We start from the raw sequence: 25,604 nt of genomic DNA, 5'->3' as shown, positions 1-25,604 counted from the left end.
ACTTGTAAATAAACGGCTCTTGGATACGGCGCTTTTATTTTATAGTAAAAGTTTGTTTATATTAACAAAAAATAAAAACAAAGATTTATAGGCAAGGTAATCATGTCTACATATCAAGATGCAAATGCGGCGGTAATAGACCGCTGGATTGCGGAAGGCTGGGAATGGGGAAAGCCCGTCGATCATCAAACCTTTGTGCAAGCGAAAAACGGACAATGGTCGGTTGTGTTGACGCCGACAAAACCGGTGCCGCGCGAATGGTTCGGTGATTTAAAAGGGAAAAAGCTGTTAGGACTTGCATCAGGAGGCGGGCAGCAAATGCCGATTTTTACCGCAGCCGGAGCGGAATGCACGATACTTGACTACTCTGAAAAACAGCTTGAATCTGAGAGAATTGTTGCCGAGCGTGAAGGTTACCGAATTAACATTATACGTGCAGATATGACAAAACCGCTTCCCTTTACCGATGCATCCTTCGATATTATTTTCCATCCGGTAAGCAACTGCTATATCGAAAAAGTTGAACCGGTGTTTTTGGAATGTTTTCGGATACTCAAAAAAGGAGGTGTGTTACTGTGCGGACTTGATACAGGGATCAATTATATTGTTGATCAAAAAGAAGAGAAAATTATCAACGCACTTCCGTTTAATCCGCTCGTTTACGAAGCGCACCGCAAACAGCTTGAAGAATCGGATTCCGGCTGGCAGTTTTCGCATTCCCTTACCGAACAAATCGGCTCTCAGCTTCGCGCGGGTTTTACGCTCACCGATATTTACGAAGACACAAACGGCGAAGGCCGCCTGCACGAACTGCACATCCCGTCGTTTATTGCGACGCGCGCGGTAAAATAGAGGAGTACAAAATGGCGAAGAGCAAAAATATAAAGAAAATATATGCTTGTTGGATTTATGTAAGCGATTTGAAAAAATCGATCCGCTTTTATCAAAATATCGGTTTTGAACTTAAGTTCATTGAAGAGGACGGAGCTTGGCCGGAATTCGATTTGGGAGAAACGTCGTTCGCCCTGCTGCAACGACCTGCGGAAAAAGGAAAAGTGCAGCCCGCAAAAACAAGAATTATGTTCGAGGTAAATGACATTGAAAAAATGCGGCAACATTTAATTTCTCTCGGCGTCAAACTGATCGGAGATATCAGGGCAGAACCTTACGGCAAACTGCTGACCTTTGAAGACCCCGACGGGCATTGGCTGGAGTTTTTTGAAAACAAGCGGACTTGAGGTGTGGAGCTGTTGAATAAAGGAGAACGTTGTGTACGCGAATGATGACACATGGAAAAAACTGCAAGCGTTTTTGCCCGAACGCAACAGGATCGGCGCTTGCTGCGAACCGGCCGAAACGTTCTGCTCATTCGGCGCAGCGGACATTCATCTCGACGTGTACAACGAACAAAACAACAACGGCGTTACGCTCGTCCTGTTCCACGGTGTCGGCGGGAACGGCCGGCTCTTGTCGTTTATCGCGGTTCCTTTGGCGCGTCTCGGCTATAAAATTGTATGCCCCGATTTGCCCGGCTACGGCTATACCGAATACAGGGGTGTGCCGACGTACACTACGTGGATTGATGCGGGCGTTCATATCGTTCAGCGGGAATCGCCGCGCTGTAAAAAGCTTTTTGTGCTGGGTTTGAGCGCGGGCGGCATGCTCGCATACAACATTGCTTGTTCGGTACGCGGCGTGTCGGGTGTCATCGTTACAACCTTGTTGGACAACCGATTCAAAGAAGTACGCGAATATTCGGCAAAGAACAAAGTGCAGGCGCGCATCGCTTTACCGCTTTTGCCCTTTATTCCCCGCTTCCTTCGGCGTTTAAAGATTCCGGTAAGAGCGGTAACGAATATGAAGGCAATCGTCAACGACGAGCGGATACTGTCTTTGCTGCTGCGGGACAAACGGAGCGCGGGCTCATCCGTGTACTTGGGTTTTTTATGTTCCATGATGGAAAGCGTTCCCGCCGCAGAGCCTGAGGCGTTCGGACTTCCGCTTTTGCTTTGCCATCCCGAAAAAGACCGCTGGACGCCGGAGCGGATAAGCCGCCTGTTTTTCGACCGCATACGGGGTGCAAAAGAACTGCGCGTACTTGAAAACGCCGGGCACTTTCCGATTGAACAGCCGGGCATCGGTCAGCTTGAAGAAGCGATCGTATCGTTTATAAAAAAAACAGTATAGGAGGTCTGAATGGATACATATAAAAGATTGTTTAAATATACGCCTGAAAAAATACATTGTGTGTATATTTCAGCGTTATGCGCCATGCTGGGCGTCGCTTCTCAGATGGGAGCATTTTGGTTTTTATGGAAGTTTTTGTACGCGCTTTTGGTTACAAAAAACGTTACGGACGGCTCGATGTACGCGACGGTGATTGTCTCGCTTTTGGCGGGCTATTCGATTGTGTACTTCGGCGCTTTGTGGGCATCGCACGTGCTCGGCTTTCGGCTTGAATCGAATTTGCGCAAAACCGCAATCAAACATTTGATGAACGCTTCGTTTGCGTTTTTTGATATGAACCCGTCGGGAAAAATCCGCAAGCTCATAGACGACAACGCGCAGGAAACGCATATGCTGGTTGCGCATTTAATTCCCGACAACATCTCCGCATTGTTTACGCCGATTTTTATGTTTGTCATCGTGTTTGCGGTCGATGTAAAGCTCGGTTTTTTGCTTCTCGGCGTTGCGCTTATCGGCGGCGCACAGATGATGTTTATGATGGGCAATAAAAACTTTATGCAGAAGTATCAAGCGGCATTGGAACGGATGAATGCCGAAGCTGTCGAATATGTGCGCGGCATGCAGATTGTAAAAATCTTTAAAAGCACCGTCGAATCCTTTAAAGCGTTTTACGAAGCGATTACCGGGTATTCCGATTTGGCATACAAGTACACGCTCAGCTGCCGTTCTCCGTATGTGATGTTTCAAGTGCTGTTTAACCTGTTCGCGGTATTCACCATTCCTGCCGCCATTTATTTTATGAATAAGGGCGCCGACGGAAATCTCATCGTTGCAAAAATCGTCTTTTTTGTGTGTATTGCCGGCATTCTTTTTTCGGCGTTTATGCGCGTGATGTATGTCGGAATGTACAACTTTCAGGCAAAAAGCGTTGTGGATAAACTTGAAAATCTTTTTGCAGACATGGAAAAAGACAATCTCGAACACGGCACGGAAGAAAAGTTTGACAACTTCGGAATCGAATTTAAAAACGTTTCGTTCGGCTATACCGACGAAAAGATTTTAAAAGACGTGAGCTTTACGTTAGCGCCGAACAAAACCTACGCGCTGGTCGGTTCGTCCGGCGGCGGAAAATCAACCATTGCAAAACTTATTTCCGGTTTTTACAAAATAAATTCAGGCAACGTTTTAATCGGCGGAAAGGATATTTCTTCATATTCAAAAAATGCGCTTATGCGCAGCATCGCCTTTGTGTTCCAAACGTCGAAGCTTTTTAAAACGAGCATTTTTGAAAACGTCAAAATGGGAAACGCACAGGCAAGCGATGGAGGAGTAATGAACGCGCTCCGGCTCGCCCGCTGCGAAGACATTTTGGCAAAATTCCCCGAACGTGAAAAAACGGTCATCGGTTCAAAAGGCGTGCACTTATCCGGCGGAGAAATTCAGCGCGTTGCGATCGCCCGCGCTATTTTGAAAAACGCGGACATCATCATCTTGGACGAAGCATCCGCGGCCGCCGACCCCGAAAACGAATACGAAATTCAGCAGGCATTTTCCAATTTGATGAAAAACAAAACGGTTATTATGATTGCGCACCGCCTCAGCTCGATTAAAAATGTCGACGAAATTTTGGTTGTCGAAGACGGAAACATCGTCGAGCGCGGCAGCGACGCCGAGCTTATGCAAAAAGGCGGAAAGTACAGCCGGCTGCAAAAGCTGTATTCTCAGGCAAATGAGTGGAGAGTCTAAGAATGAATAAATTACAAAAATGGTTCGGGGTTACCGAATCGGGTGCAAAAGGAATTGTTACGGCGTCGGTATGGTCGATGCTTGCGGATATCTCGTTTATTTTGCCGATGTTTTTAACGATGTTTTTCCTGCAGGGATATTTTGAGGGAACGCTGCGGCCGGCGGGTTTTTATATCGGCATTATTGCCGCCCTTGCGCTGGTGATGTATGTACTCGTGCATATCAATTACAACACGCTCTACACGGCGACGTTCAAAGAATGCAAAGAACTGCGCGTTAACATTGCCGACCGGCTCAAAGCCCTGCCGCTTGCGTATTTTTCGAAGCACGATGTTTCGGACTTATCGCAAACGGTTATGACCGATGTCGCCGCAATCGAGCATGCGCTCAGTCACGCAATTCCGCAAACAATAGGACTGGTAATTTATCTTGTAATTATCGGCGCGATGATGATTGCCGCTCATCCGGGATTGGGCTTATGCGTATTTGTACCGATTATCATCAGTTTTATTTTATTAATCCTGTCGAAAAAAATTCAAATACGCGAAACAACGCGCGACTTTCATAAGCAGCGTGAACGTTCGGAATTTTTTCAGGAAACGATAGAGCTTCAACAGGAAATTAAAAGCTACGGGCTCACGGATTCGGTGGTGGCAAAACTGAAGGGCAATGTCGACGAAGCGGAAAAACTGCATTTGGTTGTGGAAGCCCATCAAGCGATCCCGCTTAACATCGCGATGCTGTTTTTAAAGTTTTCAATCGGTTGTACCGTGTTTTTCGGATTAAAAATGTATTTGGCAGGGACTGCGCCGCTCTTGTACTTTATCGGCTATATTATCGCCGCCTCGCGCGTTACCGATGCGGTTGCGGGCGTCGAAGCGAACCTTGCCGAGTTGATGTATATCGATTCGCGCGTTAAACGCATTAACGAGCTGCGCGAAACGGAAACGCAGGAAGGCGAGCCTGCTTCTTTGCAGCATTACGGCATTCAATTTGAAAACGTCGAATTTTCGTATAACAAGGGGCAAAAGATTATCGACGGCATTTCGTTTACTGCCGAACAAAATCAGGTTACCGCGCTTGTCGGCCCGTCCGGCTGCGGAAAGACGACCGTGCTCCGGCTTGCATCCCGCCTCTACGACTACGATAAGGGACAGATCCTCATCGACGGCAAAGACATTGCAAAAATCGACACCGACAGCCTCTTCGATAAAATTTCGATTGTGTTTCAGGACGTCGGACTTTTTAATACGTCGATTATGGAAAATATCCGCGTCGGAAATAAAAACGCAAGCGACGATGACGTAAAAAAAGCCGCCCGCCTTGCAAACTGTACCGAGTTTATCGAAGCTTTGCCGGACGGTTACAATACGGTTATCGGCGAAAACGGCAGCCGTCTTTCCGGCGGAGAACGTCAGCGGCTTTCGATTGCGCGCGCTCTTTTAAAAAACGCGCCGATTATCATCCTCGACGAAATCAGTGCATCGCTCGATGTGGAAAACGAAATGAAAATTCAGGAAAGCCTCAACACGCTCATAAAAGGCAAAACCGTGATTATTATTTCGCACCGCTTAAAATCGATCGAAAATGCCGACAAAATCATCGTCATGAACGAAGGCAAAATCGACGCGGAAGGTACGCACGCTGAACTCCTAAAAGCCTCACCGCTCTACCGCAGCATGATTGAAAAATCGGGCTTAACGGAAAAATATACGTATTGAAAGCGGACTATCAATTTTCAGGAGGTCTTATGGATACGCAAAATACGATAGACCGAAAAGGTTTATCGGTAAAGGATTTGGTTACAACGGGAATTTTCTCGGCGCTCATGCTTGTTTTTACGATGGCGGGCGGTATGTTTTTTGCGGCGAATCCGATACTCACTTTTTATATGCCGATGGGCTGCGCGCTGTTGTGCGGCCCCGTGTATTTGCTTTTGGTCGCAAAGGTTCACAAGCGCTGGAGCATAACCGTTCTCGGGGTAATTGTAGGCTTTTTCTTTTTTGTAACGGGAATGCATTGGTCGATGGCGCTCGGCAATGCCGGCATGGGCATTATCGCCGACATTACGGCTGGATTCGGCAATTATAAAAATAAAAAGCTTAATGCGCTTTCCTATATGCTGTTTATGCTGTCAAATACGTTTACCTATCTTATTTTCTTTATCGACCGCGACAAGTGGATAAGCGCAATGCTCAAAAAAGGTACGGACGCTTCATATATTGAAACGATGAGTTCATCGGCAACGCCGTGGATGCCCGTGCTGATTGTCGGCGGAACCTTGCTGGTTGCGGCGTTCAGCGCGTGGGTCGGCGGGAAAATGCTGAAAAAGCAATTTGAAAAAGCGGGACTGGTGTAATTGATAGTGCGCTAATGTGTAACGGATAATTGTTTTGGGCGTTCCGCTTAATTTTTGCCCAGGCAAAAATTAAGCGTCGGGCTTTATGGGGTTCCGCTGCCGCTCCATTCCTTCGGAACAGCTGCGCTGCCCCTCCAATCCCTCACGCGACTGCATGCTAATGAAAGTATGGAAATGAAAAATGTGGAAATAAAAAAATCGGTACTTGATCCGCGGACAAAACTGTTTATGCTGCTGCTGTGCGTTATCGGCGCAGCGGCGGCGCCGTCGCTGCGCTACGGAGCCGGTTTAACCGCGCTGGTGGGTATAACGGGTATTTTGTGCGGATACCGGCGCGCCGCACTTACGGGTATGGCCGGCTATGCACTGCTTTACGTGCTCACGCTGTTGGCCGCCGATATGACGGGTACGCTTAAAACGACCTTACTGGCCGCATTTGCGCTGTTCCATAAGGTATACCCCTGCGGCATGATGGGCGCTTTGTTTATCGTTTCGACAAAGGTAAACGAATTTTTGTCCGCGATGCACAAGCTCCGCCTGCCCAAAAAAGCCGTTATACCGCTTGCCGTCATGATCCGCTATTTTCCAGCAATCGGCGAAGATTGGCGGTATATCAAAGACGCGATGCGCATGCGCGACGTATCGCCGACTCTTATAGGTTTTATAAAACAGCCGGTAATGACGGTTGAATGTATTTACGTCCCCTTGCTCACGGCGGCATCAAAAACCGCGGATGAACTTTCCGTCGCAGCCCTTACCCGCGGCATTGAAAATCCGAACCCGCGTACCTGCCTCGTTCGGATACAATTCGGTTTTGCGGATGCCGCTGCCGCCGCCGTTTTTTTACTGTATGTTGCCGCGGGTTTAATCCTTTAAGCGGAATTGAGGTGATATGATAACGATACGCGATGTTTTTTTTACCTATTCCGGCAGCGAAACGGACGGCATACGCCGCATCAACTTGGAAATAAGCAAGGGAGAATGCGTGTTGTTATGCGGGCGTTCCGGCTGCGGAAAAACGACCCTTACGCGCTTGATAAACGGATTGATTCCCGCGTTTTATGCGGGCACGCTGACCGGTTCCGTGCGTATCGAAAACCAAGATGTTGCCGAACTGCCCTTGTATAAAATTGCGCAGCGTGTCGGCTCGGTTTTTCAAAACCCGCGGACGCAGTTTTTTAACGTCGACACCGACAGCGAAATTGCGTTCGGAATCGAAAACGAAGGCTGCCCGCAAGAACGGCTCATACAGCGCGTGCGCCAAACGGCAGAAGAGCTGCATATCGAAAATTTACGGGGCAGAAATATCTTTGAACTTTCCGGCGGCGAAAAACAAAAAATCGCCTTCGCTTCCGTGTATGCAATGAATCCCGACATCTACGTACTCGACGAACCGTCGTCGAATTTGGATTCCGAATCGATTGCGGCCCTGCAAAGCTACATACAAAAGATAAAGACGCAGGGAAAAACGGTTGTTGTAGCCGAACACCGCCTGTATTATTTAACCGGAATTGCGAACAAAATCGTATATATGGAAAAAGGTGAAATCGCCGGTATTTTTACGCCTGCCGAATTTAAATCGCTTCGTCCCGAAACGCGGCATCGCATGGGCTTACGGGCAGCGGATTTGAGCGAAGTGCGGCCCGATCGCGCGCCCGATACGGCGGCCGCACAAAACGGAACAGCGCACGAGCGGCTTGAACTGGAGGTGAAGAATGTTTTGCTGTACCGCAAAAGAAAGCTTATTTTGCAAAACCTTTCTTTTTCCGCCCGCGCAGGCGAAATTATCGCAATTACGGGCGCAAACGGTGCCGGAAAGACAACCTTTGTACGCGCACTGTGCGGCTTGCACAAAGAAACGTCCGGCAGTTTTCTGTGGAACGGAAAAACGCTTAAACCGAAAGAGCGTCTGAAGCGCGCGTATATGGTGATGCAGGATGTGAATTACCAGCTTTTTGCGGAAAGCGTCGAAGCCGAATGTTCTTTCGGGCTGAAAGCGGTAAAAGCGGAATCGGTCGAAGCGGTTCTTGATGCGCTGCATTTGTCGGCGCTTCGCGCGCGGCATCCGGTTTCTCTTTCCGGCGGACAAAAGCAGCGGGTCGCCGTTGCCGCGGGACAGGTGAGCGCCAAGCCGCTGCTTGTTTTTGACGAACCGACAAGCGGTCTTGACTATGACAGCATGGCCCAGGTTTCGGCCCTTATCCGCAGCCTTGCCGCACACCGTATCGTTTTTATCGTAACGCACGACTATGAATTTATCTGTAAAACCTGCACCCGCGTTTTGCGCTTCGGCGAAACGCAAATCCTTTCCGATTGTCCCGCCGGTGCGGGGTTTTGAAGAACAGACGGACACGTCTATGAGCTATTGGTGTAACCTTGAATACCGACAGACATGTAGCTCAAGTCGACGGCTATGATTGAAAATATAAATAAATTGACGGAATAGCCATAAGGTTATATTTACCGAAAAATTATCCGAAAATAAAAACGAGAAAAGTGTAACGGCCGCGAAACCGGCCTAAAAGGAAGTCCTATGGGAAAATTATTATGGAAGCGGGTGTACGATCCGTCGGAAAAAGAGGACGGGTTCAGGATTTTGGCGGACAGATTGTGGCCGCGCGGAATTTCGAAAGAAAAGGCTTGCCTCGACGAGTGGGCAAAGGAAATTACGCCTTCGTCCGATTTGCGGCAAGCATATCACCGCGGCGAAATCGACTACGAAACTTTTTCGTCCCTGTACGCAAAAGAATTGGCGCAAAACCCCGGTGCAAAGGATTTTACGGATAAAATCAAAGCTGAAATAAAAAAAGGAAACGTTACGGTTTTATATGCGAATAAAGACGTTGAACAAAGCCACATTCCCGTTTTGCGCCGCTTTATCGAAAAATCGCTGAAAGCATAAAAAAGGCCGCCGCAAAGTCGTTGACGTACGGCAGCCTTTTAGGCGGCTGTCCGAAAACTTCAGTTTTCGGACAACGTTTAATTTTAAGTGCGATTTTATTCCGCGTTTGCCGAAAAGGTCATTGTTGCGGTTTCGGGTGTTATCGTGGGCAGCTCGTTTTCAGCTTTGTCGACGAGTTCTATTCCCGAAACAGGGTTAATCTTGTCGACGTAGCAGGTATAAGTTACCGGTACGGATACGTTGCCGACATTGTCGATGGCTTTAACTTCAATGGTGTACACGTCGTTTTGATTGAAGCGGATAGGCTCGACATATTTGGTATATTCGCCGTCGTTGATTTTTATGTAAATCGCGTCTACGCCGGAAAGTTCGTCATCGGCGGCAAAGGCAACCGATTCGTTTGCGGAAACGATTACGCGTCCTTCATCATCGACGAGTTTTTCGTTCGGGAATACCATGTATACGTCGTCTTTGTTGATAAGGCGGTTGGAGTTTTCGAGGCGCACAACCGGAGCGGTCATGTCGACGGTGACGGACGCCAAGCCGAAGGGGCTTAAGTTTCCGACATTATCCATTGCCGTATAGTACAGGAAAACGGGGCCTTCGCCGTCCAAAGAAAAATAAGCGTCTTCAGCTTCTTTGCCTTTTCCGAAGCGCACGAGTTTATTCAAATCGGTACCGATATAGGCTGCGGCGACTCCGGCTCCGCCCAAAACGTCGGATGCGGAAACGTACCATTTCGTATTTGCCGAACAATAGGTTTTCGAGCCGTCCGAATACAAGGGTTCGGTCGTTTCAATGCCCGTTCTCGGGGGCGTGTTGTCGACTATAACCGAAAGGGTTTTCGGTACTTCCAAGTTGCCGCTGTTGTCGTAACCGCGATATGAAATATCGTAGCTGCCTTCTTCAAGAATTTGGAAGGGGCTTTTGTACTTCATAAAATTCGCGCCGTTCAAAGCGAACTCGACATAGTTCAAGCCCGTTTCTTTATCGACCGAAAGCAGTTTGAAAAAGACATCGCTGTTTACAAAGCTTTTTACTCCGTCGGAATAATGGACGGGCGGGCGCGTGTAATCGGTACCGACCGTTTCGGGCGCTTGTGCCCATGCGGCAAAACAAAACAGTGCGCAAGCAACTGCCGTAAATCCTTTTTTCATCATTTTTTTCCTCCAAAATGAATTATAATTTCATAAGTGTTTTTCGAGCCTTACTCGGCACTTTGAATTTCCACTCTTCTGTTTTTAAAGCGGTCCGTAATTTCGTTGTGGGATGCGGCCGGTTCTTTGGCCCCCATTCCTACAACGGTTATGCCGTCCGGATCAAACAGACCCGTGTCCTGAAAATACTGCGCAACGGCAACCGCACGTTTAAACGCAATACGTTCTTCGTCTTTTTCCGAATCCAGTTTTGCGCTGTGTCCGGTAACGGTTATCCGTTTTACATTACGGGCCGCAAGCTCTTCTCCGATGCCGTCAAGTTTTTGTGCGGTAAAGCGGTCGACCTTATACGACAGCGGCGCAAAATAAACGGTGTAGTCGATTGTTTCCGGTTTTGCCGGTTCGGCTTGTACCGCTGTTTGTACAGTCTGCTCCGTTTCTTCGGCAACTTGCTTAGGCTGCTCGGCTTTCGCTGTTTGCTTCGGTGCGGATTTGCACGAAAAGAACGGCAAGGCGCAGAGCATAAAAAGCAATACTTTTAATTTATTCAAAGGAACCTCCTCGACGATTTCAGTCTACTATATACATACCCGTTTTCCGTAAAAATAGCAAGGACTTAGGTATTAAAGCGCATAAAATAAATTTTTATTACACCGTCCATTCCAACGCCCGCTGCCGATGTTCGACAAAGGATTTATAAATGCCGTCGACGGTTTTCAGCGTTTTATGTGTACCCTGCTGCACGATGCGCCCCTTATCGAAAACGAGAATGTTGTCCGCCGCCGCAATGGTTTTCATTCGGTGCGCGATGATGATCGCGGTTTTGTTTTTTAGCAGTTCGGCGAGGGCGCTCATGAGTTTTTCTTCGTTTTCGGGGTCGATGCTTGAAGTCGCTTCATCGAGGATGACGATGGAACTCGGCTTGAGCATTGCCCGCGCAATCGAAATACGCTGACGCTCGCCGCCGGAAAGATTGCTTCCGCCTTCCTGCAGCACGGTGTCGTAGCCGTCGCTCAGTTCCGAAATAAAATCGTGGCATTGGGCTGCCTTTGCCGCAGCGATAATTTCTTCGTCGGTTGCGTCGCTCTTGCCGAATTTGATATTGTTTTTTACCGTGTCTTCAAACAGATACACGTCTTGGAACACAAAAGTAAAGTTCGACAAAAAGGCATCGTAGGCAAAGTCTTTTATGTTCGTGCCGCCGAGTTTGATTTCGCCCGAGTCGACGTCCCAAAAGCGCGCAATCAGCTGGCATAAACTGGTTTTGCCGGAACCCGAATAGCCGACCAGTGCGGTTGTACCGTTTTTCGGAATGCGCACGCTTAAATTGCGGAACAGTTTGTCTTCGGGGTGAATACTTTCGCGGTAGCCGAAGGTAATGTCGTTGACGCTGATGTCTTCGTCGCCGTGAGGCAACAGCGAGCCTTCGTTCATCGTTTGGATGTTTTTCACCGCGAACAGCGTGTCGAGGTTTTGTACGGCGATGCCGCGCATTCGCTGCATGGTTCCGGCGATTTCAAAGCCGCCGAATACGACAAAACTTGCCGCAATGAGCATCATGGTTTTTTCGATGTTTATCGTGCCGGACGAATAGCGGTACAAAGCACTGAAAATAATACCCGCCGTTCCCAATTTGAGCAGCAGCGAAAAAACGAGCAGTGAGGGCATAATCGTCTTTTCTACGGCAAAAAAACCGGTTTTGTTTTTTTGGATGCTTTCCGTTACGTTTTTAATCGCTTCGCCCGTTTTACCGAAAGCCTTTACGACGCCGATACCCTGCACGTATTCCAAAACGGCGGTTTGCAGGCGCAGCTTTAAATCGGTCAGTTTGGTCGTTACCGCATCGGTCTTTTTTTGAAACAAATTATTGAACGCGATCGAAACGGCAAGCGTAACGAGAATAATAAGTCCGGTCATCATATCGTAGGGCAAAACAAAAAATGCCATTACGGCGGTTTGAATCGCACCGGCAAACATCATTTCGATAATCATCATATCGATTGTTTCGACGCCGGTAATTACGGTTGTAAGCGCGCCGGAAATATCGCCGAGTCGGCTTTCGGAAAAATAACCCATGTTGACGTTTTTAAGTTTGTCGCCGATCGAAAGCCGGTTTTCGGCGCCCATAGTGTATGCCGCGATATTTTTGTTGCGGTCGGCAATGTAGGCGAAAATGATTTTTCCCGCAATGCTGACGAACATAACGCAAAAAACGATAAAAATATCGCGATTTGTAACCGGCTGCGATTGAAACACCGCGCGGCTCACCGTCAGCAAAAAAAGGCCGAGCGCGCCGAGCGTCAGTCCTTCAAACAGGCTTTTAAACACATCGCACACAAACAGCACCGTTATGCGCTTCGATTGCTTTCCGGCAACCGCGTATATTTTTTTCAATAAATCAAACATAAAATCTCCTGCTAAATAAACGAGTTTGTAGCGGAACTTCAAACAAGTCCCTTACTCCGCCTTGTCTTTGCCGCTGATGTGGGACTGCCACATCTTTTTGTACAGCGGCGAACTGCGCAAAAGTTCCGCATGCGTGCCTTCCGCGGCAATGCGGCCCTTTTCGAGCACGATGATTTTATCGGCATTGACGACGGTGGAAAGCCGGTGCGCGATCATAATCACGGTTTTGTTTTTTACGAGATTGTCGATCGATTGTTGAATGACGGCTTCATTTTCGGGATCGGAATAGGCCGTCGCTTCGTCGAGCACGACAATGGGACTGTCTTTGAGCAGCGCGCGCGCAATCGTGATGCGCTGGCGCTCTCCGCCGGAAAACTTGCCGCCGGCGTTTCCCGCATCGGTATCGTAACCTTCCGGCAAACTTTTGATAAAATCGTCGCAACTTGCTTTTTTGCATGCCGCTTCGATTTCTTCGTCGGTTGCGTTTTCTTTAGCCATTTTTAAATTATCGCGGATGCTCTTGTTGAATAAAAAATTTTCCTGCGACACATAGGTAACCAAACGCATGTTCCGCTCCAAGCTCATGCTGCCGATGTCTGCGCCGCCGATGGTGATGCGTCCGCCGTTGACATTCCAAAAGCCCGCAAGCAGTTTCGCGACGGTCGATTTGCCGCTGCCGGAAGAACCGACAATCGCGGTCAGTTCTCCTTCTTTTGCGATAAAGTTCAAGCCGTCGAAGACCGTTGTGCCGGTCGTTCCGCCGTAGCCGAATACGACGTTTTCAAAGCGCACGTCGAAGCCTTGCGGGGCGCCTGCGGTGTCGGCTCGGACCATTTCCGGTAAGTCGAGCACGGACTGTATTTCTCCGAATACGACGCGCACATTCGCCATCGTGTCCGTGTACGCCATCGCTTTCAGAAGCGGTTTGTACGACGCATAAGAAAGCAGCACACACATAATCAGTGTAGGAATTGCAATGCCGCCTGTCATAAAGAGGTATAGCCCGACAGGCAGCACGAAAAGGAGGGTGGACGGCAGCACTTCCATTGCCGCGGTCATTGCAAAGCACACGCTCAAGTACCAGTCGAGCATGGAGTCGCGGTTGTCTTCGACCGCTTTTTGAAATTTGTCGTAGGAAGACGCCGACTTGTTAAACGCTTTGATAACTTTGATGCCTTGGATGTATTCGACCGCGGCGGCATTCATTTTCTTTGACGCTTCAACGTACCGTTTCGACTTGACTTCATAATCCCTCATCATCAGCATGGAAAAGAGCATGCCGAGCGGCAACGTGACGAGGTTTGCAAGGCCGATTTTCCAATTCAGCGTAAAAATGATGACGACGATGATAATCGGAATGAGCACGTTCGCGAGCACTTCGGGAATGACGTGCGCGATGGGCTTTTCCATCTTATCGATTGTTTCCACGATAAACTGCGACCATTTGCCGCTGCTTTTTTCTTCAATCGTTCCCATCGAAAGACGGCTCAGCTTTTCGACGACCCGTTTGCGCGTGTCCTCGATGATGCTGAACGCAAGGTTGTGTGAACCGATGGTCGATACCGAATGCCCGATAAGGGCTCCTGCAAAACCCGCAAACACAAGACCGACATACGGCACAAACACACGGTAGTCGCTCGTGCCGTCTATGAGCTGTGTCAAAATCGAAGCGATTGCAAAATACGGAACGATTCCGCACGCCGCTCCGATAATCGCCGCAATCACCGGAAAAATAATTCCGCCGATATGTTTTTTTATAATATCCATAAGATACTCCTGTATACCTTTATATTCCCAAAACGGATTTCCAGCCGGCGGCAAAAAAAGCGGCCAGCGTACGCGCGTATCTAAGCGCGGCGCGTTTTGAATAATTGTGCATAACGATTTCGGCAACGGCCGAATAATACGCGTAAACCAAAATGTACCATTCTTCATCAGCCGGTTCCCGAATCGGGACGCCGTTTTTTTTCAGCTCGCGGAAAAACTTTTTTGTTTCGCGTGTTTCGGCTTGAACCACCGTATCCCAAAAACCGGCATATTTTGTCCCTTCGGAACATTTCAGCAAGAGGCGGAATATGTCGAGGTGCTCGTAGATATATTCGATCATGCGCTCAGTTGTTTTTGCCGACAGTTCCCAAAGCTGCGGTAAATCTTCGGATTTTATGAGCACAAAATGCCGCATTACCGAATCGGCATACAACTCGGAAACGGAACGCAAAACCGGCTCGACCAGCGCACCGAACAGGGCTTCTTTGTCTTCAAAATGATTATAAAAAGCGCCGTTTGTTACGTGCGCGTCTTTGCAGATTTCCCGAATGCTCGAGCGCTCAAAGCCGAATTTTAAAAAATGTTTTTTTGCACAATCCAGCAAATTATCGTGCGTTTGTTGAAAGTCTCTTGCTATAGTGATCCACTCCTTAAATAAATTACAGTGTAATATTACGCTGTAATAGATAATAGCGCGGCGATAAAAAAAATGCAAGAACTTGTACGAGAATCGCTTTTTGCGTTATATTTATGTTATAGTAAACAGGAGCATATATGAAAACAAAAAAAGTACCGATTACCTTGCTGTGCGGCTATTTGGGTGCGGGCAAGACAACGCTTATGAACATGATTCTTACGAATCAAAAAGGATACAGGGTCGCCGTTATCGTGAACGACATCGGCGAAATCAATGTGGACGCAAGTCTTATTGAAAAAGACGCCAAAATTACGGATAAAAGCAGCCTTGTGCCGCTTACGAACGGCTGTATTTGTTGTACACTCAAAACCGACCTCGTTGTGCAAATCGAAAAACTTATCGCAACCGGCAAGTACGATTACATTTTAATCGAATCGAGCGGCGTGTGCGAACCGATGCCGATTGCGGAGGCGATCGAAACAATCCGCAACGGGCATTTGGACAATGTCGTCAGTGTGGTAGACGCGAAAAGGCTTGCGGATGAATTTGCCGACGGCGGCCGGCTGCTCGACAAAGACATGGAAGAGGAAGACATCGAATCGCTGCTCGTTCAGCAAATCGAATTTTGTTCGACGCTTATCATAAATAAAACGGATTTGGTAACCGAAGAACAGATAAAAAAAATCCGCGCGGTTGTGCGCAAACTTCAGCCGCATGTAAAAGTTTTGGAAACCGTGCGCTGCTGCGTTCCCATAGAAGAACTGCTTGCGACAAATCGCTTCGATTTTGAAAAAGTTTTTGAAAGTGCCGGCTGGATTGCCGAGCTTGAAAAGCGCGCGGAAAAAGAAGAGGAAGAACACCATCACGAACACGGCGATGAACATGAACACTGTCATGAGCACGAACATCATCATCACGAACACAAGCATGAAGGCGACGAAGAAGACGAATACGGCATCGGCTCTTTTGTGTATTACCGCCGCCGCCCCTTTAACAGATTGAAGCTCGACGAGTACGCGGGAAAATGGCCGCGCAATATTATTCGCTCAAAAGGCATTATATGGCTTAGCGACGATCCGACAACGGTGTATGTTTTTGAAACGTCGGGGCGGCAAATTCAAGCAGGCCCTTCGGGCAGGTGGCTTGCAACGCTTTCCAAGCGGGAGCGAGAAGAAGTGTTTGCCGAAGATCCGGAGGCCAAAAAAGAATGGGACGAAGACGTCGGCGACCGCATGATAAAACTGTGCATTATCGGGCAAAAGCTCGACAAAACGAAAATCTGCGCCGACCTTGATGCCTTGCTCGATTGAGCGGCGGTTTTACCACGTAAACGTGCCCTTTAACCAAAGAGCGCTTATTTTGTGCAGTGCGGCAAAGTCGCCCTTACCCTCATAGCCCTTGGTGTATACGTCGCCTCCGAGTGAAAACCGTATGTTGTCGGTGAGCGCGTAGGCGGCCGAACAAGTGCTTGATGTGCTGCCGTAGTTTACATCGACAACACCGCTTGCCGAAAATTTGAGCGTGTCGCGCAAAAACGTTTTGCTTATATTGAGGCTCGCAAAACCCCTGTGCATCGAGCGCTCTATATCGTCTTTGTGATCGAGGATGAGGTCTTCAAAATACTGGGCGCTGAGCGTCCACGAATCCTTAATCCAATCGATGCCCGCAAGCGCCAACAGTTGGTGTTTGCGTACCGCCGGGTCAAAGGTAAGCGGTACGTCGGCACCCGAAGTACCATCGAGCAGTTGTGCGCCGTTTAAAGCCGGCATTTGATTTTTAGGCTCAAAGTACCGTCCGCCGATCCACGCGGTTTCCAGCCTGATTGTTACATCTCCTGCGGGAATTGCCGCGTCGATACCCGCCATAGCGATACGGGAATACTCTTCATTTAAATTGGTGTGCAGTTCTTTCGGTACGTATGGATTAGGAGGTCCCGGGGGACTGGCGGGATTAAAAAGTCCCTTTTTAACATACCCGCTTTTTACAAAGCGAGGATTTTTATCCCAACCGTAAAAGCCGGAGACGGAAAAATCGATGCCGGGTAAAAAGAAGGAAAAACGGGCGGCGGCTTCCGTGTCGGTAAACATCTTCGGCTTTGTGCTTTCGGTTTTCGTGTATGTAATCGGAATGCGGCCGTGCGGCATATTGTAGAAGTCCGGCGTATCGATATAGTACAGGCCGTCCTTTGCACCGTTTTCAAAGCCGAAGCGCGGCAGTTTGTTCGGCGTAAAAAACGGTACGGCAACCGCTTCAAACGTAAAAAGGTCGTGAAAAAAACGCAGGCGTATACTGTCCGACGCGAGCCGCGCATCCTCGCCGCTAAAGGCGATAAACTCCGAAGTGTCCCGGGCGCTTAAGACATCGGTGAGCTTAAACCCGTCCGCCTGCCCCCACGAGATAATCTGCCGTCCGACGCTTATGTCCCAGATATTATCCGAATAGCGGTAATAGGCTTCGTTCAAGCGGAAGCCCGTGCGCGCGGGATTGCGGTAATTGTACTCGGCGGCGGCCGAAATAACCGCATACGAAGAGCCTGCGGACACTTCGCCTTTTACGTCCGAAATCGAACGGGATGCTCCGTATTCAACATTCTCTTTATCGCTATTCCAACGAAAGCCGTGCAGCGTTTCCATTTTGCCGCCTACCGTAAATACCGGTTTTGCGTCGGAGTCCGTATCCGCTGCATCCTGCGCAGCGCACGGTAAAGCTGATGCAAAAAACAGCATACAAAATGCAGTACCCGACAAAAACGCTTGTCCGTATTTTCGTATTGTTTTCATATTGTAATTAACCTCTATCTGATTTTGCCTTCTTCAAGCGAGTTTACTCTAAAGTACGAATCGGGAATGTTTTTGTTGAACTCGTGCTTGAGCGTTTCGATAAGGGTTGTGTGCTTTTTTTGTAAGTTGTTCATTTCCATTTTACCCGCCGTCCAAAAGCCGTCTTTCTTTTCGATGCCGCTTACGGTAAGCACTTTCAACAGCGTTCCCTGTTCGTCGTAAAATTCCGCCTTAACCTGTACCAGCGATTCTTTATCGATCCACGAAACGTATTTCGAGTACATCGATTTTTTCACCGGAACCGACTCTATCTTCCAGCAGTTTTTTCCGTTTAACGTTTCTTCGGCAAGCAGAGTGTACGTGTAGTCGTCGATCTTGTGCCCGCTTATATCGTCGTAGGTAAAATCGGTGCCCATAAAATAGTCCTGACTTGATGAACTGCTTATGCGTTTAGCTTTTTTTAATGCAGGCATATAAAGCCAGCGGTCGTCGCTTTTTGAAGCATCGTCATACGAAAAAGAAAGATAGCCGACGCCCTTTACATCGGCGGGCAGCAAAAACACCATCACGGTTTTTTCTTCGCTGCCGTAATCCTTCGAATACGCCGTAACTTCGCGCACGCGCTGTTTACCGCTCGAATTGGTCAGCGTCATCCGCATCGTAAACGAATCGGTCGCAGCCTTTTCGCGCTTGTCGACTTTTTGCATGATTTCTTTTCCCGTCAATTCCTGTGCAAAGCCTGCTCCCAATGCAATTACTGCAAAAACTAAAATCGTAATAATCTTTTTCATAAAAAACTCCTTTTTCTTAAGTAGAGAGGCAACCCCGTTCAGGGCAGGGTTTCCTCTCTCCCTAAAACCCTCTCTCCTTCCCGCACGGAGAACAAACAGTTTTTCTTTGTATATTCAAACAATGCAGGATACACGGCTTTCATACAAACTCGTCGTCCAAGCGAGCGGCGCCATTTGAACCGAAGCTTGGGCATGGACACGGACGTTCACTTTTCAACTCCGAAGGGTTTGCTTATATAAATCAGTATCGGCGTCATAAGATAATCGGCGGCGAGGGCGGACAAAAGTCCGACGGCAGCCAATACGCCGAGGCGCAAAATCGCATCGATTTTACACGTCAGATACACTAAAAAAGTGGCGGACAAAATAATCGTGGTCATTGCAAGCGTTTTTCCGATGGAATAAAAAGTACCGAAAATCGCACGGTCATACGATTTTTCTTTTTCAAAAAGATACTTGGTGTGATTGGTAAAGTGAATGGTGTCGTCAACGGCAATACCGAGAATCATCGGCATAATCGCCATCGTTATAATGTCCAGCGGAATATCCAGATAACCCATAATCGCACCGATGACAATAACGGGGAAGATGTTCGGAATAAGTCCGATCAGTCCCATTTTTACGCTGCCGAACACGAGCATCATCAAAATTGCAATTGCAACGAGCGAAGTTAAAAATGAATAGAGTTCGCCGAATACGATCTTGTTGTTTAATTCCGCAAACTGTACGGCGGCTCCCATTAAATGGCAGGATGCCTGCGGAAACAGTTGCGTGCAGGTTTGCTCGATGGTTTTCATGTTAGCCGCAAGTTCATTCGCATCATACGCGGCGACATCGACTGCCATGCGGAGCGTGCGGAAGTCTTCGTCAACCCAGCGCGACGTTTGGCCGCCCGAAATTTCGTACAAAAAAAGCAGCTGTGCAAGTAAGTCTTCATCGTCGGGAATTGTGTAAAAAGCGGGATCGTCGGCGTGCATGGTTTGGTTCATTTCTTTAACGATGTCCAAAATTGAAAAAATTTTCGGCACGCCGTTATTTAATTTGGTCAGTTTAAAGCTCCCGATGAGCGTGCTCAGCTCATCGATTTTTTTTAACACGTCGGGATTTTTAACCGCATCGTCTTCATCAAAGGTGAGCATAATATTGTAGTTAAAGTAAGAACCGAGTTGCGACTGCGTAATTTCATAAATACGCTTGACGTACGGAATACGCAAGCCCATAAATTTAAAACTGTCCATATTGACGTCAATTTTGAATAGAGCCGGAATACAGGCTGCGGTAATGAGCGTAAATGCAACGATGACGGCTTTCCGTCTTTTTATGACGGAGCGACCGAAGTGTTCAAAGCGCGCGTCCGTTTTTTGAGCGAAGGCGGCACTTTTAGTGTGAGCGTTTGCCGCGTCTGCAATATCTTTGCCGAAGCTCATCAAAATCGGAATTAAAACGCTCACGTAGATATATACGGCGAACACCATTGCGGCGCTTGTCGCTCCCATCCAGCGAATCGGCTTAAGATCCGTTGTTAAAAACGAAAGTACCGAAGCCGCGGTTGTAACGACGGTAAAAAAGAGTGGCCAGCCCGTGTTTTCAATCGACGCGACAACGGCTTCTTTGCGTTTGCCGAGTTCATAAAAACTTGTTTTAAATGAGTTAACCAAGTGAATGGAATAACCGACCGAAAGCGCCATCGCAAGCACAATGGGAACCGACATCATTTCCGACATTCCCGTAATGTGCAAAAAACCCATAAAGCCGAGCACGGTGGTAATGGCAAAAAAGGTCGCAAATAAGGGCACCAGTGTTCCGCGAAGCGAACGGGTAAACACGATGAGCAAAATAATCATACACAAAAAGCTCAAGCCCACGCTTTTTAGCGTTTCGCGCCCCATCACAACCTGTTCTTCCGTTTCGGTGTAGGGAAGTCCCGCGGGTTTTATCGTATATGCCGAACTTTGATACTTAGGATCGGTAACGATGTTGATCGCCGCTTCTCCGATAACGTACATGGGCGCTTTGTTCGAAGTTTTACTCCACACTTCTTCCGGCGGCGTTGCTTTAAGCGAAAGTACCAGCCATGTTTCCGTTGCGTCCCGCGTTACAAGCTTGTTTACGATGGATTTGCGCGACAGGATAAAGTCCTTCGCCTTTTGCAGCTCGGCAGGGTCTGCGGGAATACCGTCCTTAAACGGGTTTGTGATTTCTATTCCCTCTTCGGTACCGACGGTAATATCCGTGTCGGTAATGGACGTAACGGAATCCGCGTAGGGAACTTTTTCCAAAAATTCGGCGCCGATAGCTTTAATGGCGTTCAGCACTTCCGGTTTAAACACATCGTCGGATTGAAAAAGCAGTACGATTGAATCGTTGCTGCCGAACAGCTCTTTAAACCGTTCATCATTTTTTTTGATGTTTTCTTTTACGCTTATGAATTCGTCTTCATCGGACGAACCGACCTTAAAGCTTTTTATGCCTATAAGCCCGGCTGCCGTTAAGGCGGCGAGCAGGACAAGACAAAGCCATCTGTACTTTAATTGAAATTCGGCGATTTTTTTAAAAAATTTATGCAAGCCTTCCGTTTTCATTGTAGCCTCTTGTTTTAATGCAAAAATGGTAAACACTGTTTACCGGTACAGTATAGTCTTACATAAAAAATTGTCAAGAGGCGGTGGTTGCAGAATATTTTCAGTCTTTTAATACATAGTCAATGGCTGAATCAAACTGTTGCATTGTTTTATGTTTCCGGCTGCATGATTTTTGCCCAGCAAAAATACATGATATCGGTCAGTAAATCTATAAATTTTTCCGCTTTTTTTTGCGGATATTCGTGAGTGATAATTTCAAAGAACGGGGTTAAGGCGGTACTGTAAATCAAATGAAGTTGATCGTCCGTTAAAGGCCGTATGTTTATTCCGTGTTTTTTTACATCGCCGATGAATTTTTTACACGCGACAACATCCGCCATTACAAAATCGTGGCGAATGTTTTCATATTTTGTTCCCGTCGAACGGTTAAACAAAAGCTTAAATTCATCAAAACGACTGTAAGCGAGCGTGTATAAATTTTGTATGGATATACGGACGGCTTCTTTTGTAGCCACGCCGTTTTTCGCTTTGATCAGCTCTATCGCGGTTTCCGAAAAATCGGCACCGATGTTTAAAGTCTGCGTAATAAGCGGCTGTACGAGTGCTTCAAAGATTGCTTCTTTTGACGGAAAATGTTTATACAGGGCGCCGGCGGTTATGCCGGTCAGTGCCGCAATGGAGCGCATCGACGCTTTTTCAAAGCCGTTTTGCAAAAATTCCATTTTTGCATTTTTGAGGATTTCCGTATAAGTATCGTTCTTTTTTTTTGTCGACGTCATTATCGGCACTCCTCTTGTACTATAGGTTTTCGTAAAAAAACTGTCAAGGAAGGATGGCGCGGCGGCAAAAAAAGACTTGTAAAAACGCCGTTTCACTGCCATACTGTAACAGTAAAAACCGAAGTTTTATAGAATGTACGGGAGTCTGCCATGAAAAAACGTTTTTTTATTTTTGTCCTGTTCTTTGCTTTTTGCAATATTTTTGCTCATAATATAGAGTTCATCAATACTGCGAAAATAAAAAATGCCGCAAAGTATTCCGACAAAATAACTTTTTTGTATGATAATATGCCGTTTTTAAGCGGGTATATTCCCGACGAGCTTTGGAAGGCTCCGTTTTCAAAAGCCGAATACAGGGAAAAACTCAAAGACATCCTTAAAATTCTTTCCGAATATCCGGAAAATAAAAATCAGGAATATTTGCTTTTAAAAGCCTATGTGTGCGAAGCTTTGTATCATTTGGACGAACCCGATTCTTATAAGGCCGCCGTACAGGCTTACACTGCCGTAGATACGCTGAAAGACAAAGATTACCGCTATAAGTGGTTTTTGGGCTCCTTTTATGCGCATGCAGGCAAACCTTTTGAAGCGATAAAGCAATTTGAATATATTTTAGAACGGATTCCGCGGGAAAAACTGCATCCCGATTTTATCGCCGATTATGCGTATGCCGAATTATTGGCTTTGATGCCCAAAAGAGCGATTGCGGATTTATTGTATTATTATGATGCAACCGGCTTGGATTCGACAACCAATGAGATGCTGCGGAGTTTACAAGATGATTTTATTGATTATAAGGACGGAGAAGAGGTTCCCTTTACGGAGGTATTCCGCCCCGTTGAGCGGGAAAGCGGCAAGGGCTTTTTTTCTCGTCTGCTCGGATTATGGATTCCGCTTACTTCCGACGACCAACCCCGTTTTTTTAACCTCTCCGACGGCAACATATCGATTAAAATACGGGTTCCGATAAAAGCGGCACAATATTCGGGTTCTACCTACTCTATAATGATCGCTTCGTTTTTATCGAATGATAAAAAGGTTACCCGCTTCATTGAATCTCTGCCCAATAGAAAAAAGATTACACTTGCGGTACCCGATCGATATGAAATCTATGAGTATTCAAATGTGCAGGAATATATCAGGTTCGGCGGTATGCACGGTCTTGCTGCGATTGTAAGAGCGCCCTATAACCGTGCGCTGGAAACGGAGATAGAAGAACCGCTGAAAGTAAGCTCATCCGGGGATGGCGAGGGGTTTCAGATTTTGCCCTTCAAAAAAGAATTTAATCGTTATAAAGGGGAACTTATACATATCATTCTGCTTGATTCCGCCGAAGGTTTTTATAAAGAATCCGTATCGAGATACGTCGATCTATTGAACAGTATGCAGATAAAATAACCGGACAGGAGTGCAACTTTTTGCTTTTTGCGGTGTCTGAATACATCGGATAAGCCAGCCGCAAAGAAATTCATGTGGGTGTTGACAAAATACGGTAAAGTGTCATACACTGTGCGGGTGGAGATGTGATGGCCGTTGTAATATGCGGAACGGGAAAGGCTTTGCCCGTGCGAAAAATGAAAAATGCCGATTTCCCTGCCCGGCTCGATACGTCGGATGAATGGATCCGCAGCCATACCGGCATTGTGTCACGCTTTATTGCGGACGAAACCGACAGCGCTTCTTCGCTTGCCGTTGCCGCGTGCCGTGAAGCAATGGGTGCAGTGAACGCCGCCGACATCGATTTGATTGTATGCGCAACGGCGACGCCCGATTATTGCGGCTTCCCGTCGGTTGCCTGTCTTGTGCAGCGCGCTTTGGGCGCACAAAACGCGGCGTGTTTCGATATCGCCGCCGCCTGTTCGGGCTTTTTATACGCGCTCGATACGGCGGCCGCTTTAATGGAACGGCATAAAAGCCGGTTCGCCCTTGTGTGCGCCGCCGAAGTGCTGAGCCGCATTGTCGATTGGAATGACCGCGCAACCTGCGTACTGTTCGGCGACGGCGCCGGAGCGGTGCTTTTGCAAAATACGTTTACCGACGGAATTGAGGGTATCCGGCCTGCGGTCTTGGGAGCAGATGGCGCCGGAGCCGACAAGCTGTATGTCGACGGCGAGCGTCATATCCGCATGGACGGGCGCGCGGTCTACACCTTTGCCGTAAAAATCATCGCCGACACGGTGCTGCAGCTGCTCGAAAAAGAAGGCTTGCGCATGGACGACATAGACTTGGTGGTTTGCCATCAGGCGAACAAACGGATTTTGGAAGCGGCCGCAAAACGCCTGAATTGCGTTTTTGCCAAATTCGTGTGCAATTTGGAAATCTACGGCAACACATCGGCGGCGTCCGTTCCGATAACGCTTGACGATTTGATAAAAAGCGGCCGGCTGCGCAAAGGTATGACAATCATCGCCGCCGGATTCGGCGCGGGGCTTACCTGGGGCGGCTGCGTTATACGGTTTTAAGATATTTTATAGGAGAAAACATGCGCTGTGTGTTTTTATTTTCCGGACAGGGTTCTCAGTTTAAGGGCATGGCTCGGGATATCTGCGATACATATTCCGCCGCCCGCTCGGTAATAGACAGCATGAGTTCAATCGTGAACGAAGATATAGCTTCGCTTTTATGGGAAACCGAAAAAGAAGAGCTTTCGCGCAGCGATAAAAGTCAGCTTGCAATTACGGCGGTCGAATGCGCAATCTTGGCGGTTTTAAAAGAAAAAGATATTGTTCCGGCCGCCGTTGCGGGATTCAGTTTGGGCGAATTTCCCGCCCTCTATGCCGCGGGTGTTTTGGATTTTGAATCGGTATCGCTCATTGTACAAAAACGCGGCCGTATTATGCAAAAAGCCTGCGAAGAAATTGCCGCGCAGACAAAAGGCGGCGCGGCTTCGTGCGGTATGGCCGCCGTCATAACACCCGAAGCCGGAAAGATAGCCGAACTTTTAGCCCCGTATTCGGATAGTGAAAGGGGCATTGTTTTTGCGGCGAATATGAACAGTCCCGTTCAAACGGTCGTTTCCGGAACCGCCGACGGTTTGGCCCTGGCCGAAAAGCTGTGTAAAGAAGCCGGCGCAAAACGTTTTATCCGTCTTGCGGTTGCAGGTCCCTTCCATTCGCCGCTTATGAAGCAAGCCGCCGCGGAATTCGAAAAAGTATTGGAAGACTTTACGTTTGCGGATCCGGTTATTCCCGTTTTTTCGAACGTAACGGGAAAACGCATACTTACCGGCGCGGAAGCGAAAAAGAATGCCGTGCTGCATATTACGCATCCGGTACTGTGGACGGACGAAGAAAAAGAAATCGCTTCGCTGATGCAAAGCGAAAAAATCGATTCGCTGTTGGAAATCGGCCCCGGAAACACGTTGAGCAATTTGTGGCGCGATGCGGAATGTTCGTCTGTGCTTTGTTCTCCGACGGGAACGGCCGAACGACTCGGCGCGCTTTTCGGCGGCGAGAGTGCGCACTGACGCAAAACCGTGCGCTGAGGTAAACTATTTTATTAATGAGGTTGA

The 25,604-nt window shown here is 47.8% G+C and carries 22 protein-coding genes; 13 read left to right on the top strand and 9 right to left on the bottom strand.

All coding sequences use genetic code 11. The annotated features are described in order from the left end of the window. The first annotated feature begins 102 nt into the window (after positions 1-102). The 9 genes from HMPREF9194_RS10990 to HMPREF9194_RS10950 all read left to right on the top strand — a co-directional run bounded on the left by HMPREF9194_RS10990 (position 103) and on the right by HMPREF9194_RS10950 (position 9,194). Positions 103-852, top strand: coding sequence for a class I SAM-dependent methyltransferase (locus tag HMPREF9194_RS10990; RefSeq protein WP_016526448.1), 750 nt, complete (start codon positions 103-105; stop codon positions 850-852). 11 nt (positions 853-863) lie between these two features. After that, on the top strand, positions 864-1,238 hold the full coding sequence (locus tag HMPREF9194_RS10985) for a VOC family protein (protein WP_016526447.1): 375 nt from the start codon (positions 864-866) through the stop codon (positions 1,236-1,238). Between the two features lie 31 nt (positions 1,239-1,269). Next, on the top strand, positions 1,270-2,187 hold the full coding sequence (locus HMPREF9194_RS10980) for an alpha/beta hydrolase (protein WP_016526446.1): 918 nt from the start codon (positions 1,270-1,272) through the stop codon (positions 2,185-2,187). A 9-nt stretch (positions 2,188-2,196) separates the two neighbouring features. Beyond that, entirely contained in the window at positions 2,197-3,933 is a 1,737-nt protein-coding gene (locus HMPREF9194_RS10975; RefSeq protein WP_016526445.1) for an ABC transporter ATP-binding protein, read from the top strand. Between the two features lie 2 nt (positions 3,934-3,935). Beyond that, entirely contained in the window at positions 3,936-5,654 is a 1,719-nt protein-coding gene (locus HMPREF9194_RS10970) for an ABC transporter ATP-binding protein (protein ID WP_016526444.1), read from the top strand. 29 nt (positions 5,655-5,683) lie between these two features. Next, positions 5,684-6,292, top strand: a complete 609-nt coding sequence (locus tag HMPREF9194_RS10965) for an MptD family putative ECF transporter S component (protein ID WP_016526443.1) — start codon at positions 5,684-5,686, stop codon at positions 6,290-6,292. Positions 6,293-6,460: 168 nt separating this feature from the next. Beyond that, positions 6,461-7,168, top strand: a complete 708-nt coding sequence (locus HMPREF9194_RS10960) for an energy-coupling factor transporter transmembrane component T (RefSeq protein ID WP_016526442.1) — start codon at positions 6,461-6,463, stop codon at positions 7,166-7,168. Between the two features lie 16 nt (positions 7,169-7,184). Next, positions 7,185-8,630, top strand: coding sequence for an ABC transporter ATP-binding protein (locus tag HMPREF9194_RS10955; RefSeq protein WP_016526441.1), 1,446 nt, complete (start codon positions 7,185-7,187; stop codon positions 8,628-8,630). A 195-nt stretch (positions 8,631-8,825) separates the two neighbouring features. Beyond that, positions 8,826-9,194, top strand: coding sequence for a DUF488 domain-containing protein (locus HMPREF9194_RS10950; RefSeq protein ID WP_016526440.1), 369 nt, complete (start codon positions 8,826-8,828; stop codon positions 9,192-9,194). Positions 9,195-9,289: 95 nt separating this feature from the next. Here the strand turns inward: HMPREF9194_RS10950 and HMPREF9194_RS10945 are convergent, their stop codons facing one another. From HMPREF9194_RS10945 to HMPREF9194_RS10925, 5 genes are all read right to left on the bottom strand, one after another. After that, on the bottom strand, positions 9,290-10,354 hold the full coding sequence (locus HMPREF9194_RS10945) for an OmpL47-type beta-barrel domain-containing protein (protein ID WP_016526439.1): 1,065 nt from the start codon (positions 10,352-10,354) through the stop codon (positions 9,290-9,292). A gap of 47 nt (positions 10,355-10,401) precedes the next feature. Continuing rightward, complete coding sequence (locus HMPREF9194_RS10940; RefSeq protein WP_016526438.1) at positions 10,402-10,902, bottom strand: OmpA family protein; 501 nt, start codon at positions 10,900-10,902, stop codon at positions 10,402-10,404. Positions 10,903-10,999: 97 nt separating this feature from the next. Next, a complete protein-coding gene (locus HMPREF9194_RS10935; protein ID WP_016526437.1) occupies positions 11,000-12,757 on the bottom strand; it encodes an ABC transporter ATP-binding protein in 1,758 nt (585 codons plus the stop codon). 51 nt (positions 12,758-12,808) lie between these two features. Continuing rightward, positions 12,809-14,524: an ABC transporter ATP-binding protein gene (locus HMPREF9194_RS10930; RefSeq protein ID WP_016526436.1), complete on the bottom strand. Its 1,716-nt coding sequence runs from the start codon at positions 14,522-14,524 to the stop codon at positions 12,809-12,811. Positions 14,525-14,543: 19 nt separating this feature from the next. Then, a complete protein-coding gene (locus tag HMPREF9194_RS10925; RefSeq protein WP_245540744.1) occupies positions 14,544-15,128 on the bottom strand; it encodes a TetR/AcrR family transcriptional regulator in 585 nt (194 codons plus the stop codon). 170 nt (positions 15,129-15,298) lie between these two features. Here HMPREF9194_RS10925 and HMPREF9194_RS10920 point away from each other — a divergent pair, with 170 nt between their 5' ends. After that, positions 15,299-16,471 carry a CobW family GTP-binding protein gene (locus tag HMPREF9194_RS10920; protein ID WP_016526434.1) on the top strand — a complete coding sequence of 391 codons (1,173 nt, stop codon included), beginning with the start codon at positions 15,299-15,301 and terminating at the stop codon, positions 16,469-16,471. A 9-nt stretch (positions 16,472-16,480) separates the two neighbouring features. Here HMPREF9194_RS10920 and HMPREF9194_RS10915 read toward each other — a convergent pair whose 3' ends face one another. From HMPREF9194_RS10915 to HMPREF9194_RS10900, 4 genes are all read right to left on the bottom strand, one after another. Then, entirely contained in the window at positions 16,481-17,941 is a 1,461-nt protein-coding gene (locus HMPREF9194_RS10915; RefSeq protein WP_016526433.1) for a hypothetical protein, read from the bottom strand. Positions 17,942-17,955: 14 nt separating this feature from the next. Further along, a complete protein-coding gene (locus HMPREF9194_RS10910) occupies positions 17,956-18,732 on the bottom strand; it encodes an outer membrane lipoprotein-sorting protein (RefSeq protein WP_016526432.1) in 777 nt (258 codons plus the stop codon). 206 nt (positions 18,733-18,938) lie between these two features. Then, a complete protein-coding gene (locus HMPREF9194_RS10905) occupies positions 18,939-21,314 on the bottom strand; it encodes an efflux RND transporter permease subunit (RefSeq protein ID WP_016526431.1) in 2,376 nt (791 codons plus the stop codon). A 149-nt stretch (positions 21,315-21,463) separates the two neighbouring features. Further along, on the bottom strand, positions 21,464-22,093 hold the full coding sequence (locus tag HMPREF9194_RS10900) for a TetR/AcrR family transcriptional regulator (RefSeq protein WP_016526430.1): 630 nt from the start codon (positions 22,091-22,093) through the stop codon (positions 21,464-21,466). A 150-nt stretch (positions 22,094-22,243) separates the two neighbouring features. Between HMPREF9194_RS10900 and HMPREF9194_RS10895 the strand changes: the two genes are divergently transcribed. From HMPREF9194_RS10895 to HMPREF9194_RS10885, 3 genes are all read left to right on the top strand, one after another. After that, the gene (locus HMPREF9194_RS10895; RefSeq protein WP_016526429.1) at positions 22,244-23,491 is read left to right on the top strand and encodes a tetratricopeptide repeat protein; all 1,248 of its coding nucleotides are present in this window, start codon (positions 22,244-22,246) and stop codon (positions 23,489-23,491) included. Positions 23,492-23,619: 128 nt separating this feature from the next. Beyond that, entirely contained in the window at positions 23,620-24,555 is a 936-nt protein-coding gene (locus HMPREF9194_RS10890; protein WP_016526428.1) for a beta-ketoacyl-ACP synthase III, read from the top strand. A 20-nt stretch (positions 24,556-24,575) separates the two neighbouring features. Next, positions 24,576-25,559 carry an ACP S-malonyltransferase gene (locus tag HMPREF9194_RS10885; RefSeq protein ID WP_016526427.1) on the top strand — a complete coding sequence of 328 codons (984 nt, stop codon included), beginning with the start codon at positions 24,576-24,578 and terminating at the stop codon, positions 25,557-25,559. Positions 25,560-25,604 lie beyond the last annotated feature (45 nt).

Origin of the sequence: Treponema maltophilum ATCC 51939 (assembly GCF_000413055.1) — a bacterium.
Classification (GTDB): Bacteria; Spirochaetota; Spirochaetia; order Treponematales; family Treponemataceae; genus Treponema_C; species Treponema_C maltophilum.
Note: the sequence above shows the minus strand (reverse complement) of the source record. Positions and strands in the feature narration are given on the sequence as shown.

What these genes read in the sequence shown, in the direction of transcription:
- HMPREF9194_RS10960 (WP_016526442.1), top strand. Translation starts at nt 6,461, where the DNA reads ATGGAAATGAAAAATGTGGAAATAAAAAAATCGGTACTTGATCCGCGG.
- HMPREF9194_RS10920 (WP_016526434.1), top strand. Translation starts at nt 15,299, where the DNA reads ATGAAAACAAAAAAAGTACCGATTACCTTGCTGTGCGGCTATTTGGGT.
- HMPREF9194_RS10950 (WP_016526440.1), top strand. Translation starts at nt 8,826, where the DNA reads ATGGGAAAATTATTATGGAAGCGGGTGTACGATCCGTCGGAAAAAGAG.
- HMPREF9194_RS10910 (WP_016526432.1), bottom strand. Translation starts at nt 18,732, where the DNA reads ATGAAAAAGATTATTACGATTTTAGTTTTTGCAGTAATTGCATTGGGA.
- HMPREF9194_RS10905 (WP_016526431.1), bottom strand. Translation starts at nt 21,314, where the DNA reads ATGAAAACGGAAGGCTTGCATAAATTTTTTAAAAAAATCGCCGAATTT.
- HMPREF9194_RS10890 (WP_016526428.1), top strand. Translation starts at nt 23,620, where the DNA reads ATGGCCGTTGTAATATGCGGAACGGGAAAGGCTTTGCCCGTGCGAAAA.
- HMPREF9194_RS10990 (WP_016526448.1), top strand. Translation starts at nt 103, where the DNA reads ATGTCTACATATCAAGATGCAAATGCGGCGGTAATAGACCGCTGGATT.
- HMPREF9194_RS10885 (WP_016526427.1), top strand. Translation starts at nt 24,576, where the DNA reads ATGCGCTGTGTGTTTTTATTTTCCGGACAGGGTTCTCAGTTTAAGGGC.
- HMPREF9194_RS10900 (WP_016526430.1), bottom strand. Translation starts at nt 22,093, where the DNA reads ATGACGTCGACAAAAAAAAAGAACGATACTTATACGGAAATCCTCAAA.
- HMPREF9194_RS10955 (WP_016526441.1), top strand. Translation starts at nt 7,185, where the DNA reads ATGATAACGATACGCGATGTTTTTTTTACCTATTCCGGCAGCGAAACG.
- HMPREF9194_RS10895 (WP_016526429.1), top strand. Translation starts at nt 22,244, where the DNA reads ATGAAAAAACGTTTTTTTATTTTTGTCCTGTTCTTTGCTTTTTGCAAT.
- HMPREF9194_RS10945 (WP_016526439.1), bottom strand. Translation starts at nt 10,354, where the DNA reads ATGATGAAAAAAGGATTTACGGCAGTTGCTTGCGCACTGTTTTGTTTT.
- HMPREF9194_RS10930 (WP_016526436.1), bottom strand. Translation starts at nt 14,524, where the DNA reads ATGGATATTATAAAAAAACATATCGGCGGAATTATTTTTCCGGTGATT.
- HMPREF9194_RS10915 (WP_016526433.1), bottom strand. Translation starts at nt 17,941, where the DNA reads ATGAAAACAATACGAAAATACGGACAAGCGTTTTTGTCGGGTACTGCA.
- HMPREF9194_RS10985 (WP_016526447.1), top strand. Translation starts at nt 864, where the DNA reads ATGGCGAAGAGCAAAAATATAAAGAAAATATATGCTTGTTGGATTTAT.
- HMPREF9194_RS10935 (WP_016526437.1), bottom strand. Translation starts at nt 12,757, where the DNA reads ATGTTTGATTTATTGAAAAAAATATACGCGGTTGCCGGAAAGCAATCG.
- HMPREF9194_RS10970 (WP_016526444.1), top strand. Translation starts at nt 3,936, where the DNA reads ATGAATAAATTACAAAAATGGTTCGGGGTTACCGAATCGGGTGCAAAA.
- HMPREF9194_RS10975 (WP_016526445.1), top strand. Translation starts at nt 2,197, where the DNA reads ATGGATACATATAAAAGATTGTTTAAATATACGCCTGAAAAAATACAT.
- HMPREF9194_RS10965 (WP_016526443.1), top strand. Translation starts at nt 5,684, where the DNA reads ATGGATACGCAAAATACGATAGACCGAAAAGGTTTATCGGTAAAGGAT.